Raw genomic sequence first — 17,959 nt, forward strand, 5'->3', positions numbered from 1 at the left:
CTGGCAGGCGCGAGAAAGGGGCTGTGATTCTTGCCGGTCGCGAGCCGGCGATCTTTGTTGCCGGCCACTGCTTGCCGGGCGGCAATCCTTGCCGTCCGGCAAGCGGCAGGCCGTGTCAGCCGACCACGCCGAGCAGCCGGGCCTGCGTAAGTGCGCCGCTGGCTTCCAGGTCGTCGGACAGGTCCATCGCCAGATTGGCCAGCGCCTCCTCGTCCAGGGCGCGGCCATCCTCTTCCATGCTGAGACCGCAGTGCTTCATCAGCTCGGCGAGCGTCGCGCCCGCTTCTCCGGCAGCCGGATCGGCCAGGACGGCGAGTGCCAGCGCCTGGGTCTTGTCGAACCAGAATGCGGACCCGTAGCAGGGTGAGAGCAGCAAGGCGCCGTCCCGGTCGCCGGCGGCGAAGGCCTCGGCGAGCAGGGCGCGGTTCGTTGCGGCGATCACCGGGTGTGACGGGGGCAGCGGTGCCGGAAGGGTCGGGCGCACCTGGCCGGACAGCACCCACTGGGTCAGCGCGGCGACGAGGTCGTCGCGGCCGTGGCCGGCAAGCGCCGGCTGGGCCGCGAGATCGGCGAAAGTGCGTGCCTGGTCCTGCAGCAGGGCGAAGACGGTTCGGTGAAGCGGGGTGTTGAGACTGAGCTGATTGGCCCCGGCGAGCGGAGCGAACTGCACGTCAGTGGCCGGTACGGCGGCACGGAAGCACATCGCGGCCAGGGTTTCCGTGCGCGGCAAGGGCGCCGCATCGGCGGGTGCCGCCACATAAAGGTCGGTGCGAAAGACGGTGTTGTAGAGGAAGTCCTTGTGGACCTCGCGGGTGACGCGCTCGGTCTGGGCATTGAACAGGCCCGAGACATTGGCCGGCACGTCGATGTCGGCGTGGTTCTGCCACAGCGGGAGCGTGCCGGCGAACGCCAGGCCGGAGTTCTGCATGGCGCCCGCCACCTCGTCGACGCCGAAGATGTGCCAGTCGTCGTGGAAGAACTCGTGGGCGATGTAGTGGGGATCCTTGTCGAACAGGGATTCGGCGTACTTCGCGAGTTCGGGGTTGAGGCGGAAGAACGGCACCTGGGCGTTGAGCATCAGGCGCAGGTAGGAAAGGCCGAGATGGGCGCGCTCCAGCGGGTTGGTCGACAGCGGGGTGGCGAAGCGGCGCATGATGTTGCGCAGCGGCTCCCGGGCCGAGAAGCCCGGTTTGGCGTTGTAGCTCACCAGCACCAGGCCGCCGGGCTTGAGCCGGCGCTCGATGAAGCGGTGGATGTCCGCGCGCACCGCGTCCGAGACCCAGGTGTATAGCCCGTGCATCGCGATGAAGTCGAACTTCTGGCCGTCATCCCGCGCCACCCAGTCGGCGATGGAGTCGGCGTACAGGGCCAGGTTGGTCAGGCCGGCGGCATCGGCCAGCCCGCGTGCGCGGGCGATGTGGTCCGGGATGACGTCGATGCCGGTGAAGCGTCCGCCGGGGTGGGTGGCGGCGTGCACCACCAGTGAGAGTCCGTTGCCGCAACCCAGCTCGCAGTAGTCGAAGTCGTCGGGGTTGCGGGGCAGGTGGCCGTTCAGGGCGGCCAGATAGTTGATCGCCAGCGGGCTGAGCTGCTCGTAGTAGTTGTCGATGTAGGCGACGTCGGTGATGTAGCCGTCGTGGGTCGAATCCATTTTCCTGCCCTTGCTTGAAGACGAAACTGCCGATGACTCGACATTAGTCCCATTTGCTCAATGGGCAAGCACGGAAGTGAATGAAAAATCGACGCTATTTCCGCGCCTATGGCGCGCAGGGCGGGGCGGCGGGCATCTCGACGGGGCCTCAGCCGGGCAGATGCGCGGCCAGCCACTCGTCGAGGTGATCCTCAAGGATGTAGTGGTCGAGCACCCATTGCCGCATTGCCTGTCCTTCACGCTCCGCCGCGTTCGGGTCGTGGATGCGGGCGCGGATGGCGTCCAGCCAGTCGCGGGGCCGGTTGCTGACCTTGCAGGCTGGTGAGTCGCGATAGGGATCGATGTCGGTGCACACCACCGGAATGCCCAGGGCGCCGTATTCCAGCAGGCGCAGGTTGCTCTTGCCGCGGTTGAAAGGAATCTGCTCGAGCGGGGCGACGGCCAGGTCGAGGTTCAGGGACGCGAGACGTGCCGGGTAGCTGTCGAAGTTCTCGAACGGATGGAACTCCCTGATCATCGGGCGCATGTGGTCCGGGCACATGCCCATGAATACCCAGTCCACCTCGTGCGCGGTTGCGGCGATCACCTCGGCGATCAGCGAGAGGTCGCCGGCGTGGGCCGTGCCGCCGGCCCAGCCGACGCGCGGGCGGGCCGTGGTGCGGCGGGCGCTGTGCAGGGGTAGCCAGACGTCGCGCTGCAGGCGGTTGGGCACGATGCGGATATCGTCGATCATGTGCCGGTACGCTTGCGCAAGGTAGGGCGTGCTGACCACCAGGCGGTGGCAGTGGCTCAGCGCCTCGGCGAGGCGCGAGCGCGCATCCACCGGTACGCCGGCGCGCAGCGAGCTGGCCTTCGGCATGTCGGTCAGCAGGTCGTCGAGCGCATAGACGATGAAGCTGCGCGGCAGGGCGGCCCGCCATGCCCGCAGATTGGCGAGTCCCGCGTCGAGCAGCGCCTGCTGGACCAGCAGCACGTCGGGTGCATGGCGCGCGAACTGCTCGGCCGGCAGGTCGGCGGCGTCGCCCGGGCGTGGCCGGTAGCGACAGGACAAGACCTTGCCGGCGCGCTGCAGTGCTTCGAGCGGGCGGCTGACCCGGTAGTCGCCCTGGGCGTTGCCGAGCGGAAAACTGATGAACCGGGGAACCGGTGCCGGGAGCGCGTTCCACGGCGGTACGCAGCGTACCTCGACGGTGCTGCCCGGCGCCCGCTGGTCCAGGTGGCAACTCCAGAATCGGTTGCCGGCGAACTCTTCGAACCAGCGCGTGCGCAGCAGCGTCCTTGCCCGGGCGCGGCCCAGGGCGAGCAGCGCCGCCTCCTCGGCGGAGGCCGAGGGCTCTTCCAGGCAGGAGCCACCCACGCGCGCCAGGACCACGCCGGCGGCCACCTGGCAGCGTCGTCCAGTGTGCCGGCGCAGTCGAAGGGTCAGGTCGGCGTCGCACCAGACTTGCGGAAACTGCGCCTCGTCGGCGCCGCCGGCGGCGATGAAGTCCTTGCGGGCAAGCAGCAGGCAGGCACCGGGCAGGGCCGCGGCGCTGCGGTCGACCGCAAGGACGCCCAGGTAGCCGGCGAAGTCGGGGTCGGCGCTGGCCGCGCGGTCCGGCGTGCCCATGCACTCGTCCAGGCCGGGTATGTAGCCGACCTGGTCCGCCCGCCCGTCCGGCGGGGTCGCCAGCCGGGGCGCGACGGCACAGACGTCCGCACGCGAGGCGTGGGCCAGCAGGTCCGACAGCCAGCTCGCCTGCAGTGCGCGGACATCGTCCTGCATCAGCAGCAGGTAGTCGCCGCGTGCTTCGCGCGCCGCGATGTTGGCGAAACGGGCGAAGCTCAGCCGGCCGTCGTGACGGTGGATGCGCAGCGGCGCTTCACGGCGTGCCTGCAGGCGGGCGTAGTAGGCTTCGGTGTCGGGTGACTGCGATGCGCCGTCGACGATCAGGATCTCGTAGGAGGCGTAGGCGGTCAGCGACAGGATGCTCTCGATGCAGTGTTCGATGACCTCCGGCTTGTCCTGGCTGGGAACCGCAATGGTGACCGTCGGCAGGCCGTTGAGCGGATGATGGACCCGCCAGGTGTCGGGGGATGCGGGCCGTACCGGGGCGTTGATCCCCTGGCGCTGCAGATGACGCTGCAGGGTCCGGCGGCATGCCTGTGCCGCAAGGCGCGCGGACTCAGGCGTGGGCTCGGGCAGGCTGATCAGCGGTGCGTCGATGTGGGCGAAGGCCGCCGGCCCGAACCGCGCGTTCAGCCGCAATGCCATGTCGTACCAGGGGGCCACGCGATCCGTGCTCGCGCCGTCGATCGCCCTCCATGCCTCGTGACGCACGAACAGCGGCCCCAGCAGGTCGGCACTGTTGAGCCACTCCGGGTCGAAATCCGGCTTGAACCGGGGGCGGTAGCGTTCGCCGGCGGCGCTCATCGCGTCGTCGTCCAGGTACACCGCGTTCGCAGGTGATTCGCGACCCGCGTCGGAGCGCGCCAGCAGTGCGACGCGGAGCAGGCAGAGCGGATCGAGCCGGGCGCCCGGCGGCAGTTCGACGATCCAGTCGCATGCGGCAGCGTCCGTGGCCGCGTCGATGGCGGTCTTGAACGCGCTGCTGCCCGCTGCCGTGTGCCAGGTGAGCGAGGAATTCGACAAGGGCAGTGCTTCGGGATACGGCTGGTCGCTGACCACGTCAACGCGCCAGTGCGGATAGTGCTGGGCGGCCAGGCTGCTTAACGTGGCGGCGAGCGGAACGCTGGCGTCCCGGGAATGCCGCACGATGATCTGGAACGTGGGCCTGCCGCCGAGTGCGGCCGGGTGCAGCATGGCAAAGCGCGGCAAGTCGGCGGCCGCGCGCTGGTACTCGTCGAGCCACTGGCGATAGCGCCGCTCGGGTGAGTCGGCGGCCTCCTGTGGCCCAGGTGCCTCCGTCCGGCCGGAGGATGATTCGAGCGCGGCGGCCGCCGCCAGTTCGGGATCGAAGCCTTCCTCCAGCAGGCGCTCCAGATCGCGCTTGATCGTCGGATCGGTGTCCGGCGCCAGCCGGCTGGCCTCGAGTATCAGTTGATACGCGTACGCGCAGCCGAGCTGCGGTTTGTGCAGGTAGTGCAGGTCGACCTTCTGCAGCAGGGCGGCAAGGCGGAGCATGGCCTGTGCGCGATCGGCATCGGTTTCCAGCGTTTCTTCCAGGATGCGCTCGTGCGGCCAGCTGCGGACGAACTCGACGATGGTCGCCACGATCTCGCAGCGCACCCGGAAGGGGGCGCCAGCCTCGCCGAAGACGCTCAGGTTGGCGCCGTGAATCCGGTATTCGGTGAGGCGTTCCGGCAGCTTGCCCAGTTCGCCCCTGAGCAGCAGCCGGCCCCACAGATCGAAGTCGTGCAGGTAGCGTAGGGCGACGTTGTAACCACCGGCGGCCAGGAAGTCGGCGCGACGCAGGGTGGCCGAGGGCGCGTTGAGGAAGTTTCCGCTCAGCAACTGCCGGCGCAGGTTGCTGAAAGGCCGGTTGAAGATCTCCTCGATGTGGGCGCGATGCGGGGAGGGGGCGCCCTTGGCGTCGATGGCGTCGATGTCGGAGAACACCCCGACGAAGTCCGGGTTGGCCTGCAGGAAGGCGATCTGGCGGGCGAGGCGGGCGGGGCGCATGCGGTCGTCGGAGCCGAGTATGGCGGCGAACTCCCCGCGTGCTTCGTGGAACGCGCGGTTCTGTGCCGCCGGTGCGCCGATGTTCGTTTCCAGCAGCACGGCGCGCACCCGGTCGGGAAAGCGCGCGGCAAAGTCGCGCACGATGGCGGCCGTGCCGTCCTGCGATGCGTCATCGACCACCACGATCTCGATGTTCCGGTAAGTCTGCGCCAGCGCCGATTCGATGGCCTCGCCGATGTAGGCTTCGTGGTTGTAGGAGGCGATGCAGACGCTGACGAGCGGTTCGCCATGATGAAACTGCTGTGCTGGATCGGACGGCGTCATGAACGGCACTTTCTCAGTTGATACGCGTGACGGACTGCTGAATGGTGGTGCGTCGGCCGTCACGGGCGCCCGGGCAGGGAGCGGTAACGGGTGATGGCCTTGGCGAGCGAGAATGTGCGGACGGCGTCCGCAAGGTAGGTGGGGCGGCGGCGCAGTTTCACGAACAGCTTGTCGATGTCGTGGGCAGGCACGAAGCTGCGGTGCATCGTTGAATCGACGCACTCGAAGTATCGCTCGATGATGTCGAACTTCGCGTCCAGATCCCCGTCGTCCCCTGGGGCGCCGGTACCAGGGCCGAAGACGTTATGGCTCTCAAAGAAAAGCCAGCCACCTGGTTTGATGAGCGAGAAGAGCCGGGCGACATAGTTCTCGAAATCCATGCTCATCCGTCCGTCGATCGTGCAGTGGTTCGCGAGCGAGAACACGGCGTCGTAGATCGTGTCGGGACGCCAGGACTCGATGTCGGCGATGGTGAACCGGACGTTCTTTTGTCCGAGGAAGTCCGCAGCGCTGCGGCCGATTTCGACGAGGAACGGGTTCAGTTCGACCGCGTCGACGTGCGCGACATGGCGGCCTACGGCAAGTGCGAGAAAGCCGCTATTGGCGCCGACGTCCAGTACCCGGTCGGACGGCGACAGCAGCGGCGTGATGTTGTATGCACCAAGTCGTGCGTCGGTTGGTTTGATGCCTGCCAGCCCCAGGGCTTCCCAGCCTTGGTAGAGGTAGCCGTTGCAGTAGCTCTGAGGCCACTGGTTGCGCTGGAGGTGGAGAATGGCAAATATGCGTTCGTGCAGCGGGCGCAGCGCGTCCGCGACAAGGTACGCCTGCAGGAGATCCAAGTACGCGTAGTAGCGACTCAGGAAAAGGAAAGCAGGGCCTTCATGCGGGTGTCCGTACTGCAAGTCATCGAGCAGGCGTCCCATCAGTCCGTCCGACAGCGACACGTCGCCCTGCTCGATGACCCAGGTATTGAGGTTCTCGTTTGCGCCCCGAGCGCGCTGATCGGGCAGATCTCTGGCGTTGTCGAGCGAACGGATCAGCGGCAGCAGGTTCGGGAACTCGGCACACGCTTGGGGAAAGAGGGCTGCGATCCAGTGGGGCCGGGTTAGCGCCTGCTCCACGAGTTCTGTCCAACGCCGCTCGAATTCGATCTGGTCGGTGCCGTTGCACCAGACCTGAAGTCGCTCGCGCAACCGGTGGATGCCCGGGTCGGTGTCGCGCCCGAAGCGATTGACGATTTCGAGAAGCCGGGGCGGGAGCGTCATCAGGTATCACCTCGTGCTGGAGACTGGTCACTGCGTATGGTGGCGAGCACGCCGTGGCGGTCGACGTCGAGCGGCGAGGTACCGAATGCGTCGGGTCTCCGAGCATCCGCTCCCGAGCGACAAAGCAGCTGACTGATGAGCGTCGCGGTGGACGACTCTGGCAGTCCGACTGCGTACATCAACGCCGTTCGGCCGTCCTGGTCGTGCTGGTCGGCTGCGGCGCCGGCGGCAAGCAGCAGTTCGACTGCCGCGGGCTCGCCGTTCCGGCAGGCGCGCAGCAGCGGCGTCAGTCCGTCGCGGTCGCTCGCGGCGGGGTTGGCGCCGAGCGTCAGGGCGGCACGCATGCCCGCGGTGTCGCCGGCACGGCTGCAATCGAGCAAGGCGGCGTCCCGGTCGGCGTGGCACAGCAGCTCGTAATCTATGGTCGAGACGACCACGCGGTCCGCTGCGATGCGGCGTACCGTGCCGGGCGGCGCGCTGCTGCGCTGGGGCAGGATCTCGGTGCGCCCAACGCACAGATCGTCGATGCGGACCGACTGGAACTCGTGGAACGAGAACGCGCGGATCTGGTTGCGCACGCCGAACGCGGTCTGGCGGAAATCGATGCTCAGCGCGCCGTAGTCGATGCTGCGCTGCGAGTAATAGGTGGAACCGTATGCGGGCTGCGGCGTGGCCGCTGGAGCGGGCGTAGCGCACAGCGCGTCGAGGTGTTGGCGCAGCAGCGCGATGCCGCTGTCCATGCAGGCGAAGTAGAGATCGCGCGCGGTGTCGTCAAGGCCGATGGGGATTTCCCGCTGATCGATGATGTCGCCGGTGTCTATGCCCGCGTCGATGCAGTGGAGGGTGACACCGGAACGGGTTTCGCCGTTCAGGATCGGCCAGGCCGCGGTGTAGACGCCCTTGTAGGCCGGCAGCAGCGAGAAATGGAAGTTGTACAGGCGCTTCGAGGCAAACTGCTCCGGGTCGATGATGCGATCGAACTCCAGGGAGATGAAGACCAGCCCGGGATGGGCGCGGATCTCGTCCACGGTGACCACGGGCACGCCGAGGCGGGTGGCGTGGTGGCGCAGCGAGGGTTGCCAGCGGCTTACCCCGTCGTCGTTGCGATTGACGCATGCGACCACTGCTTCCTTGCCGAAGCGGCCGACCGCCAGGTGCAGCCCTTCGACCGCGATGCGATTCTTGCCGGCAATGCAGATCAACGCGGACATCGGCCGTCAGCCCGCCTGCCCGGGGAAGGCATTGCAGGCCTCGATGACCCGGTCCTGTTCGGCGTCGGTCAGGCCGGGGAACAGCGGCAGGCTGAGGATCTCGCCACAGAGCGCTTCGGTGTGAGGCAGCGGGCGCGTGGCGGTGTCGCGATAGGCGTCCTGGCGGTGGATCGGTCGCGGGTAGTGGATCTGGCTGCCGATGCCGTGGCCGGCGAGCCAGGCCTGCAGTGCGTCGCGTCGCGGGCTGCGGACCACGAACAGGTGCCAGGCGTGCGACTCCGGCTTGTCCGTGCGCAGCGCCAGGGGCTGGAGCAGTGGATGGTGCAGCCCCTCGCGGTAGCGCGCGGCGAGGCGGCGGCGTTCCGCCAGCTCGGCCTCGAAGCGTTGCAGGCGTACGAGCAGCAAGGCCGCCTGCAGTTCGTCTAGACGGCTGTTCAGGCCTCGTTCGGTGTGGATGTACTTCTCGGTCGATCCATAGTTGCGCAGGCGGCGGACCTGTTCGGCCAGTGCCGGGTCGCAGGTCGCCACGCCGCCGGCGTCGCCCAGGGCGCCCAGGTTCTTGGTGGGAAAGAAGCTGTAGGCCGCCGCCAGCCCGAAGCGCCCGGGCTGCAGACCGTCGAGCGAAGCGCCATGCGCCTGCGCGGCATCCTCGAAGAGCAGCAACTCGTGCTGTGCACACCACGCCTGCAGAGCGGGCATCTCGCACAACTGGCCGTAGAGGTGCACCGCGATCGCCGCGCGGGTGTGCGGCGTGCGGCAGGCGTCGAACTCGGCCACCCCGGCCAGCGCGGTATGCGGGTCGCAGTCGGCGAACACCGGCACCAGTCCGCAGTCGCTGACCGCCAGCGCGGTGGCGATGAAGGTGTGTGCGGGCAGGATGACCTCGTCGCCGCGGGCGAGCCGGCCGCCATCGATCGCCGCGCGCAGCGTCAGCCGCAAGGCATCGAGGCCGTTGCCGACGCCGATCACGGCATCGACGCCGCACAGGCGCGCGAAGCGCGTCTCGAACGCGGCGAGGTTTTCGCCCAGCACGAACATGCCGCCGTCGATCACCCGGGTGGCCGCCTCCACCAGCGCATCCCGCTGGAATGACAGGACGCGCTTCAGGTCGAGAAAGGGAATCTGCGGATCGGCCATGGGCGGGTGTCGGATGAATGTTGGCCGATTGTATGGCAGCATTGCCGCAGAGGACAGGTGCGCGCAGCCCGGCGGCATCACCAGCAGGAACTGAGGTCACGGTCGATGAAAACCTTTTTGCATGTGGGTTGCGGTTACAAGCGCAAGAACGAGACGACGTCCGCATTCGATACGCCGGAGTGGCGCGAACTCCGGGTGGACCTGGACCCGGATACCCAGCCCGACGTGGTGGCCGACATCCGCGACATGCAGGGCGTGGCAACCGGGTCGATGGACGCGCTGTACTCCAGCCACAACATCGAGCACTTCTTCGCGCACGAGATCGAGCAGGTGCTCGGCGAGTTTCGCCGCGTACTGAAGCCGGACGGCTTCCTGGTGATCACCTGTCCCGACCTGCAGTCGATCTGCCAGCTGGTTGCCGAGGACAAGCTGCTCGACACCGCCTACGACTCCAATGCCGGCCCGATCACGCCGCTCGACGTGCTCTACGGGCATCGTGCGTCGCTTGCCCAGGGCAAGCACTTCATGGCCCACCGCTGCGGTTTCACGCTGAAGGTGCTGATGGGTACCCTGCAGGCTGCCGGCTTCGACGCGGTGGTCGGCAGCCGGCGCGGCGCGCCGTATTTTGACCTGTGGGTGCTGGCCTGCCCCGGCGGTATCGACGAGGCGAACCTGCGCCGGCTCGCGCTGGCCCACTTCCCGGCATGACGGCGACCGCATCTACGGGGGGCAGCGGGGCGACCGCCGAACGCTGGCTCGCCACGGGCCGGGCGATGCAGCAGGCGGGACGCGGAGCGGATGCCTGTGCGGCGCTGGTCGAGGCCATCGTCGCGGCGCCGGCCTCGGATGCGGCGCGCGAGGCGCTCGTGTTGCTGCGCGACGTGCCCGGCCGGGACCGTACCGCGCTCGACGCCGCGGTGCTCGAGGGCCTGCGTCGCGTCGACGACAAGGTGGCCTTTCTGGCCCGCTACGGCGACTACTTCCTGCTGGACCAGCGCTGCTACGAAGCGGAGGGCGCATATGAGCGTGCCCTGGCAATCCACGAGCAGTCCGCCGACGCCTGGCGCGGCCTGGGCGTCGCGCAGCGCCACCTCGGACGCCTGGACCAGGCCTTGCAGGCGGGTCTGAGGGCGGTCGAGATCGATCCCGGGTTCGTCGCCGGCTACGAGGACCTGGGCGACACCCTGCTGGCGCGTGGCGATCGCAAGGCCGCCGAGGACGCCTTCATCCGCGCGCTCTCCGTCGACCCCCGAGCGCCCGGTGCACGCCTCGGTGTGGGCTTGCTGCTCGAAGGGCAGGGCGCGTTTGCCGATGCCGAGGCCTGCGCCCGGACGGTGCTCTCACGACGCCCGCAGGACACGGACGCCCAGCTGCTGCTGGCGCGCGCCCTGCACGCCCAGCAACGCATCGATGAGGCGCGCGCCGCGTACCGTGAGGCGGCTGCCCTGGGCGGCGGCGCGCTGGCCGTGCTGCAGGGCCTGCTCGCCATGCCCGAAGGCGGCGGCGACGATGCCGGCGCGGCACTCGACCAGTTCCTTGCGGCGGATATCAGGGCGGAAAGCGAAGCCGCGCTGGTACGTGGTGGTTTGAGCCCGATACGCGCCGCACACCTGCGCGGCCTGCCCGCCAGCGTGCGGCGCAAGGCCGCCCAGGCCTATCTCAAGCTCTGTCCATGGCTGGCGTTTGCCGCATCCCATGCGGTCGGCCGGCGCAATGCGGCGGCGGACGGTGCTCCCATCCGTATCGTCCTCGTCGGGCGTTTTACCGAACCGCAGGCATCTTCCGCTGCGCTGACAAGGCTGCTCGACGGGCTGGTCGCGCTGGATGGCGTGCGCGTGACGCTGGTCAGCGTCGGCCTGTCGAACCAGGTCGGCGCCGTGGCCGAACTCGCCGGACGCTGCGAACAGGCCTTGTCGGTGCGTGACGATACGCTCGGCGGGGTACAACGCACGATCGCCGGTCTGGGAGCGGACATTCTCATCTACCCCGAGCTGGCTGCGGACGCCTTCCTGTATTTCCTCGCCTTCGCGCGCCTGGCCCGCCTGCAGTGCGTCCTCGGCGGGGTGGGGGGCGATGGTGGTCTGCCCAACGTGGACCTGCTGCTGCGCGGGCCGCAGTCGACGGACCTCGACGACGGGTCGCCGGTGGCCGCTGCGGGCGACGGTTTACCGGTGCTCGATTGGACCGGCCTGCCGCCACGGATGCTGCTCGACGAACTGAAGCGCCGGGCGCTGGCGGCCAGCCCCGCCCTGCCCGAGCAATACCTGCCGCTGTTGCCGCTCGCCACCGCTTGCGCCCGGCAGGGCGGTGAGTATCGCGAGCTGGCTCCGGCGCAGTATCTGCCCGTGCATGAACCCGAGATGATAGGCGCCGGGGAAGCGGCGCCTGCCTCCGGCATGGTCCGTCTGCCTCCGGTCGCGGCCGGCGTGCTGTCCGACGTGGTGGTTCAGGGGGGCGAGTCTGCCGTGCTGCTGCGCGAACCGCGCGGGATCGTGCATGTTCTCGGGGAGCATGCTTCGCCGCGCCGCGCGATGCTCGAGACCGGCTGGATGTTGTCCCGTGTCGGGGACGAGGTCCTGCTGTGCACCGGTCAACCGCTTTCCAGGGCTGAGCGGGCGATCGTGCTGCTCGGCGAGGGCTCCGCAAACTACTATCACTGGATGCTGGACAACCTGCCGCGGCTGCAGGCGATCCTGGACGATCCGAGGTTCGCCGAATGGCCGGTTCTGATCGAGAGGGGGCTGCATCGCAACCTGATCGATGCCCTGCGCAAGCTCGTTGGCAACCAGCGGACATTGCTCGAGATCGATGGCGGCAGCCAGGTGCAACTGGCGCAGGCCGTCGTGCTGTCGGGCGGGACGACGATTCCGCTTGATCCGCAGGATGGCGTCCGCTTCAAGCCCGAGGATGTGGCCGTATCGCCGCAGGCCGTCGCCTTCCTGCGCGAACGCCTGGGTTGTCCCGAGCGTCCGGCGGGCGGGGGACGCAGGTTATACCTTGCACGGGGGGGGCGATACCGGCGCCTGCTCAATGCCGACGAGGTCGAGCGCTTCTTCGTCAATTGCGGTTTCGAGGTCGTGCATCCGGAGGCCCTCGATCTGCCTGCGCAGATGGCGTTGTTTTCGGAAGCGGAGATCGTCGCCGGTCCTACCGGCGCAGCATTCGCCAACATTGCCTTCATGCCGCAGGGGTCGAAGGCTATCGTGCTGTACTACGACGTCGGATTGCATTACTACTTCTCCAATCTTGCGGAGGCATCCGGCGTCCGGTTGCTGTATGTGTTCGGCGAGCCCCAGGATGTGCAGCACGTCAAACCCCATCAGAGCGATTACGGTGTTCCGCTGGAACGGCTCGACACGGCAGTCCGTGCGTTCGGCTTGGGGCCGAGGCCCGGGTCACGGAAGGCGCCGGCGTCGGTTACCGAATTGCCTCCCCTGGGCTTCGTCATCCATCTTCCGGAGCTGATCAACCATTATGCCGAGGTCTGGAAGCATCTTCCGGGCGATTCCTTTGAGGTGGCCTTGGCCGGCGAGGATGCGGATCGGCGCCTGATCGCGCAGCAGGTCGTGCAAATGGGCTACGCGGTGCGTGATTCGGCCGAGATCCTGCGCAGCGGGCGGCGCTATCGCCATCTCGTCTCGAATCATCCGATCGATTTGAGCGCCCCGCCGCTGATCAAGCAACTCGGCGAGCGCAATGTCCGTTTCATGTACGGACTGGGTAAGTCGAACTGGAACTTTTCCGACTGGAACGCCCTGTACGACGCTGTGTTGTGCTTTGGCCCCTTTCAGGTTGCCGGCCTGGAGCGTTTCGAGAAGGTGCGCAAGCTGCAGATGGGTTACCCACGGTTCGATGGCTTCTTCCGGAGCGACTGGGACCTTGCCGGGCTGGCCGCGCAGTACCGGTGCGATCCGGCGCGCCCGACCGTCGTATGGCTGCCGACCTGGAAGGAACTGTCCTCGGTGCCACACTTCCTCTCCGCGGTGGCTGCACTACGCCCCCATTACAACGTCGTCGTCAAGCTGCACCCACTGCAGTCGCGTGACGAACCTGCGCTGGTCCGTCTTGTGGAGCAGGCGGGGTTGAACAGCGTGATCGCGGATTCACGCGATAACGTTCCGCTGTTCCGCTTGGCCGACTATGTGCTCTGCGACTACGGCGGTTCGGTGTTTGGCGCGCTGTATACCGGACGCAAGGTGGTGTTGCTCGACGTGCCGGGTGCCGAGAACGACGCATTGCTGGGTGCGGCTTCGCCGGAAGTGGAGTTGCGGCGGGTGCTGCCGCACCTCGGACCGGAAGAAGGCGGGCAGCTCGCCGGTCTGCTGGCCGATGAGGCCCTGTGGGCTGCGCAGGCCGGAGTCCGGCCTGCGTTGATCGACCTCTTCGTTGCCCCGTTCAAGGGCTTTGCCGGCAAGGTCGCGGCCCTCTATCTGCAGAACCTGGAGGCAATTCTCGATGACTGACACCGTCCTGGAGCAGGGTACATGGTCATCTGGTTGATCGGTCTGTCGGGCGCGGGCAAAACGACGGTGGGGCGGGAACTTGCAGCGATGTGGCGTACGCGGTCTCCGAACGTGGTTCTGGTGGATGGCGATGAGATGCGTCGTGTCTTCGGGCTCGACCGTGGCCCGCAGGACTACTCGCTGGCGGGACGGAGGGCCAACGCCGAGCGGATTACGGCAGTGTGCGAGTGGCTGGACAGGCAGGGCATGAACGTCGTGTGCTGCATACTCTCGCTGTTTCCGGACATGCGGGCAGGGAATCACGAGCGCTTCTCGCGTTATGGGGAGATCTACCTGCGGTCCGCCATCGACACCCTGCGCGCGCGTGACACCAAGGGCCTGTACCGCGCTGCGGAGGCGGGCACTGCCGCGGGGCCGGTGGCCGGGATCGACATCCCGTTTCCGGAGCCGACCGCCGCCGACCTGGTGATCGACACCGATGCGCCGGACGCGTCCCCGGTTTCGGCTGCCACGCGGATCATGAAGTGGATCGAGGCGGCCGCATGACGGGCTACAGCTACGCGGACGAAGACCGTCTCGAGACACGGAACACCTACTTCTACTCGCCGTATGGAGGCGAGGCCTTCCTGGAGGCCTGGGCCGCGCATCGCCGAAGTCTGCTGGCCGAAGCATCCTTGCCTGCCGATGTGCCTCAAGGGACACCAACCGGCGAGCCGGGTGACGCAGAAGTGCTCGGGTGGCTCGATGCCTGGCGTGCGGGACGGAAACCGCGCGGGGCGCTGCGGGCGAGGCTGGAGGCAAGGTTGCGCCACTTCGAGGTCAGCAAGCGCTTGTTCCCCGAGTACGATGTCGATGGCAGGCCCATGGAGCGAAGCGACTACCGCAAGGCGCAACGCTATGTGAACTTCGCGCTCATGCTGGAGGCCGGTTACGTCGTCGAAGGCGATCTGCGTCTGTTGAACGCGCTGCTAAAGTGCATGGACACCTTGTTCTCGATTGTTGACCTGTGTTCGCTGGATCGCTCCACACTTGCCTGGCTGGGCGAGCGTGAATTGCTTCATGTGGAGGCACTGGCCGGAAGAGTGGGGGCCGCGTGGAGGGCGGCGTGACGCGGCTCGGTGGCGTGGTGCTCCTCGCCGCACCGAATCTGCGTGCACGTGCCTATGCCGATGCGATGCTTCGTGCCGGCCTGGGGCCCGAGCGGGTGGTGCTGTTCGGTCCCGTCGAGGAGCCGGCAGCACCGACTTGGGACGCTGGTACATGGCCGCATGGTCTGCCCCGCCCGTTCCTCGACGAACCGGTCGAGCGAATCGCGAAGCGAGGAGGGTGGCCAGTCACGAAGTTGGCCGCCGCGTCGGTCAACGACCCGTGCGTTGCCCGGGCTCTGCACGAGGCCGAAGCGCGCTTCGTGATCTATGCGGGAATTGGCGGGCAGCTTGTCTCCGCTGAGACCTTGGGCGCCGCGCCATTCCTGCACATACACTCCGGCTGGCTGCCACGTTGGCGGGGCAGTACGACCCTGTACTACTCCCTGCTCGAAACGGGGCGATGCGCAAGCTCGGCGATACTGCTCGATCCGGGCATCGACACCGGCGCCCTGCTCGCGCGGCGGCACTATCCGCCGCCTGTCGGTGGCGAGATCGACCACTACTACGACGGTGCGATTCGGGCCGACCTGCTGCTTCGCGTGCTTCGCCACTATGCCCGCCACGGGAGCCTGCCTGCGCCACGCGCCCAGACCGGCAGGGCACGCACGTATTACGTGATTCATCCGGTTCTGAAACATGTTGCCCGTTTGATGACCGAGCGCCGTGATGCGCTCGCGGGGAGTCCGCGCCCATGAACCGTTTCTGTTTCGGCACCAAGGCCCAGACGCTAGAACGGCTGCGCCCGCTCTTGCAGACGGCCCGAATTCCGGCGGCAGTGTCGTTCTCCGTGACGCAGTGGGCGGACGAGCGTGAGCGCTGCATTGCACGCATTCGTGAGGCACTGGGCCCGGTGCGCCTTGCCGTCAGGAGCAGCGCGCTCGCCGAGGATGGAGGCACTAGCTCGTTCGCAGGTGCTTTCGAGAGCCGTCTCCTGGTTGACGGGTCGTGCGACGACGCCGTAGCTGCGGCCGTGGATTCAGTGGCCGCGTCGATGACGGGTCACCCGCTGGACGAAGTGCTGGTCCAGCCAATGGTCGAAGGCGTCAAGGTCAGCGGCGTGATCATGACCTACGACATATCGCATGGCGCACCGTACTACGTCCTCAACTACGACGATGAGAGCGGCCGCACGGACGGTGTGACCGGAGGAACGGGTCTGAGCAAGGCGCTGCTGGTCTACCGCAAGGCGGATCTTGCTCATCTGCAGTCGCCGCGGGTCGTGCGCTTCCTTGCGCTGGCGCGAGAACTCGAAGCGCTATGCGGATCGTCGGCGCTCGACATCGAGTTCGGCCTCGACGCGCAGGATCAACTGTTTCTCTTCCAGGTCAGACGCATTGCCACCGCCGGTGAATGGCACCCGGTCACGGAGCGCCGCGTTGCGCGGCAACTGGTGTTGATGGGTGACTATCTCAACAGCGCGGTGCGACCGGTGCCGGGCTTGCTGGGAGCACGCACGGCCCTGGCCATAATGCCGGACTGGAATCCGGCCGAGATACTGGGCATCACGCCGCGGCCTCTGGCCGTGTCGCTCTATCGCACCTTGATCACCCGCTCGGTATGGAGAGAAGCGCGCGCTGTCCTGGGGTATCGCCAACTGCCTCCGGTTGAGCTCATGCACGTGCTCAACAACCGGCCTTACATAGACGTGCGTGCCAGTTTCAACAGCTTTCTGCCTGCCGGGCTACCGGACGAGATCGGCGGTCGCCTGGTGGATGCGTGGCTCGATCGACTGGGCGAATTCCCGGAGTTGCACGACAAGGTGGAATTCGAGATCGCTCAGACTGCCTACGACTTCACGTTCGAGAGGGACTGGCAGTCGCGCTACGGTGACCGTTTGCCCGCTGCGGATCTCCCGCCCTTCGTCGAGTCGGCACGTGCGCTGACGCGGCGCATGCTCGACAGGTCGTCCACCGGCAGTCTTGAACTGGCCTGTCGCGCCGCGGAGGAACTCGACAGGGCCGCTCCGCTGCCGGATACGACGGGTGATGCACGAGCCTGTCTGCTTGCTAGTGCCATGGCTCTCGATGAGTGCCGGCGTCTCGGGACCTTCCCTTTCGCGGTTGCTGCGCGCCACGCCTTCGTCGCGGAGGCCTTGCTGCGCTCGGCCGTCCGTCGCGGAGCGCTTGATGCGGATCGGGTGGGGCTGTTCAAGCGCTCCGTGATCACCGTGACCGGCGAAATGCTGCAGCACTATCAGGCGGTTTGCGAAGGTCGGATGGCAATTGCGGATTTCTTTGCCCACTATGGCCATCTGCGACCCGGAACCTATGACATCACCTCGTTGCGCTATGACGAACGGGAGGATTTCTTTGCGGGCGGGGCATTGCCTCAGGACCCGGCTCGATGCGAGTTTGAGCCGACGGAAAAGGAAATTGCTGCGCTCGATGAACTGATGGCGGAGAGCGGGCTGTCGTCCGAGGGCGGCGAGCATCTGCTGGCATACGCCCGCAGAGCGATCGCTGCGCGCGAGGGCATCAAGTTCAGCTTCACCAAACGCCTGTCCGATGTTCTCTCCGCGCTCGTGCGCTGGGGAGAGATACAGGGGCTCAGCCGGGATGATCTGTCCTTTCTGCGCTGGGACGACATCGAACGTACCGTATGGGAACCGCTGACGGATGATGCCGACCGGGCGCTCTTCGCCCTGGTCGACGAAGGGCGTCGACGGATGCGCGATGCCTATGCCTTCCGCCTCAGTCACATCGTTCGCGAGGAGCGCGACGTGTATGTCGCCACGCTGCATCGGAGTGCCGCGAACTTCATCGGTGGCGGGCGGGTCGTCGCCCCGGTGGCGGTGCTCGACGCACATGCCACGGCGGGATCGGATCTTTTTGGCCGCATCGTGTGCATCCAGAACGCCGACCCCGGATTCGACTGGATCTTCACTCGTGGCATCCTGGGGCTGATTACCCAGTTCGGCGGCGCGAATTCGCATATGGCAATCCGTTGCGCCGAGCTGGGCTTGCCGGCGGCGATCGGCTGCGGCGAGCAACTCTTCGGTCGCGTTGCCCGGGCCGGCGTCGTCGAACTCGATGCGGACGGACATGTGCTGCGTCCTGCCGGAGCGATTCAGTGAAGCGGTGCGTATCCCGAATCGGCATCACCATGCGCGAGGCGTCCGCCACGGACTATCACGAGCCG

11 protein-coding genes are annotated in these 17,959 nt (G+C 67.3%); 6 read left to right on the forward strand and 5 right to left on the reverse strand.

Translation table 11 applies throughout. From position 1 onward, the window contains the following. Positions 1-115: 115 nt before the first annotated feature. The 5 genes from IAI53_RS02550 to IAI53_RS02570 form a co-directional block, all read right to left on the reverse strand. Positions 116-1,651: a class I SAM-dependent methyltransferase gene (locus IAI53_RS02550; protein WP_187716583.1), complete on the reverse strand. Its 1,536-nt coding sequence runs from the start codon at positions 1,649-1,651 to the stop codon at positions 116-118. A 148-nt stretch (positions 1,652-1,799) separates the two neighbouring features. After that, complete coding sequence (locus IAI53_RS02555) at positions 1,800-5,597, reverse strand: glycosyltransferase (RefSeq protein ID WP_187716584.1); 3,798 nt, start codon at positions 5,595-5,597, stop codon at positions 1,800-1,802. 59 nt (positions 5,598-5,656) lie between these two features. Then, complete coding sequence (locus IAI53_RS02560; protein ID WP_187716585.1) at positions 5,657-6,862, reverse strand: class I SAM-dependent methyltransferase; 1,206 nt, start codon at positions 6,860-6,862, stop codon at positions 5,657-5,659. Further along, complete coding sequence (locus IAI53_RS02565; RefSeq protein WP_187716586.1) at positions 6,862-8,073, reverse strand: formyltransferase family protein; 1,212 nt, start codon at positions 8,071-8,073, stop codon at positions 6,862-6,864. The genes IAI53_RS02560 and IAI53_RS02565 overlap by 1 nt, the downstream gene beginning before the upstream one ends. A gap of 6 nt (positions 8,074-8,079) precedes the next feature. Further along, positions 8,080-9,210, reverse strand: a complete 1,131-nt coding sequence (locus IAI53_RS02570; protein ID WP_187716587.1) for a DegT/DnrJ/EryC1/StrS family aminotransferase — start codon at positions 9,208-9,210, stop codon at positions 8,080-8,082. 105 nt (positions 9,211-9,315) lie between these two features. Between IAI53_RS02570 and IAI53_RS02575 the strand changes: the two genes are divergently transcribed. Genes IAI53_RS02575 through IAI53_RS02600 form a run of 6 tightly spaced genes read left to right on the forward strand, consistent with a single transcriptional unit; the run spans position 9,316 to position 17,894 of the window. After that, entirely contained in the window at positions 9,316-9,918 is a 603-nt protein-coding gene (locus IAI53_RS02575) for a class I SAM-dependent methyltransferase (RefSeq protein WP_187716588.1), read from the forward strand. Next, positions 9,915-13,673 (forward strand): glycosyltransferase 61 family protein, encoded by a 3,759-nt coding sequence (locus IAI53_RS02580; RefSeq protein WP_187716589.1) that lies wholly within the window; start codon positions 9,915-9,917, stop codon positions 13,671-13,673. Before IAI53_RS02575 ends, IAI53_RS02580 begins: the two co-directional genes overlap by 4 nt. A gap of 21 nt (positions 13,674-13,694) precedes the next feature. After that, on the forward strand, positions 13,695-14,219 hold the full coding sequence (locus tag IAI53_RS02585) for an adenylyl-sulfate kinase (protein WP_187716590.1): 525 nt from the start codon (positions 13,695-13,697) through the stop codon (positions 14,217-14,219). Then, positions 14,216-14,782 carry a hypothetical protein gene (locus IAI53_RS02590; protein ID WP_187716591.1) on the forward strand — a complete coding sequence of 189 codons (567 nt, stop codon included), beginning with the start codon at positions 14,216-14,218 and terminating at the stop codon, positions 14,780-14,782. Before IAI53_RS02585 ends, IAI53_RS02590 begins: the two co-directional genes overlap by 4 nt. Continuing rightward, positions 14,779-15,516: a formyl transferase gene (locus IAI53_RS02595; RefSeq protein ID WP_187716592.1), complete on the forward strand. Its 738-nt coding sequence runs from the start codon at positions 14,779-14,781 to the stop codon at positions 15,514-15,516. Before IAI53_RS02590 ends, IAI53_RS02595 begins: the two co-directional genes overlap by 4 nt. Continuing rightward, complete coding sequence (locus tag IAI53_RS02600; protein ID WP_187716593.1) at positions 15,513-17,894, forward strand: PEP/pyruvate-binding domain-containing protein; 2,382 nt, start codon at positions 15,513-15,515, stop codon at positions 17,892-17,894. Before IAI53_RS02595 ends, IAI53_RS02600 begins: the two co-directional genes overlap by 4 nt. Positions 17,895-17,959 lie beyond the last annotated feature (65 nt).

The organism is Thauera sedimentorum (genome assembly GCF_014489115.1).
Lineage (GTDB): Bacteria > Pseudomonadota > Gammaproteobacteria > Burkholderiales > Rhodocyclaceae > Pseudothauera > Pseudothauera sedimentorum.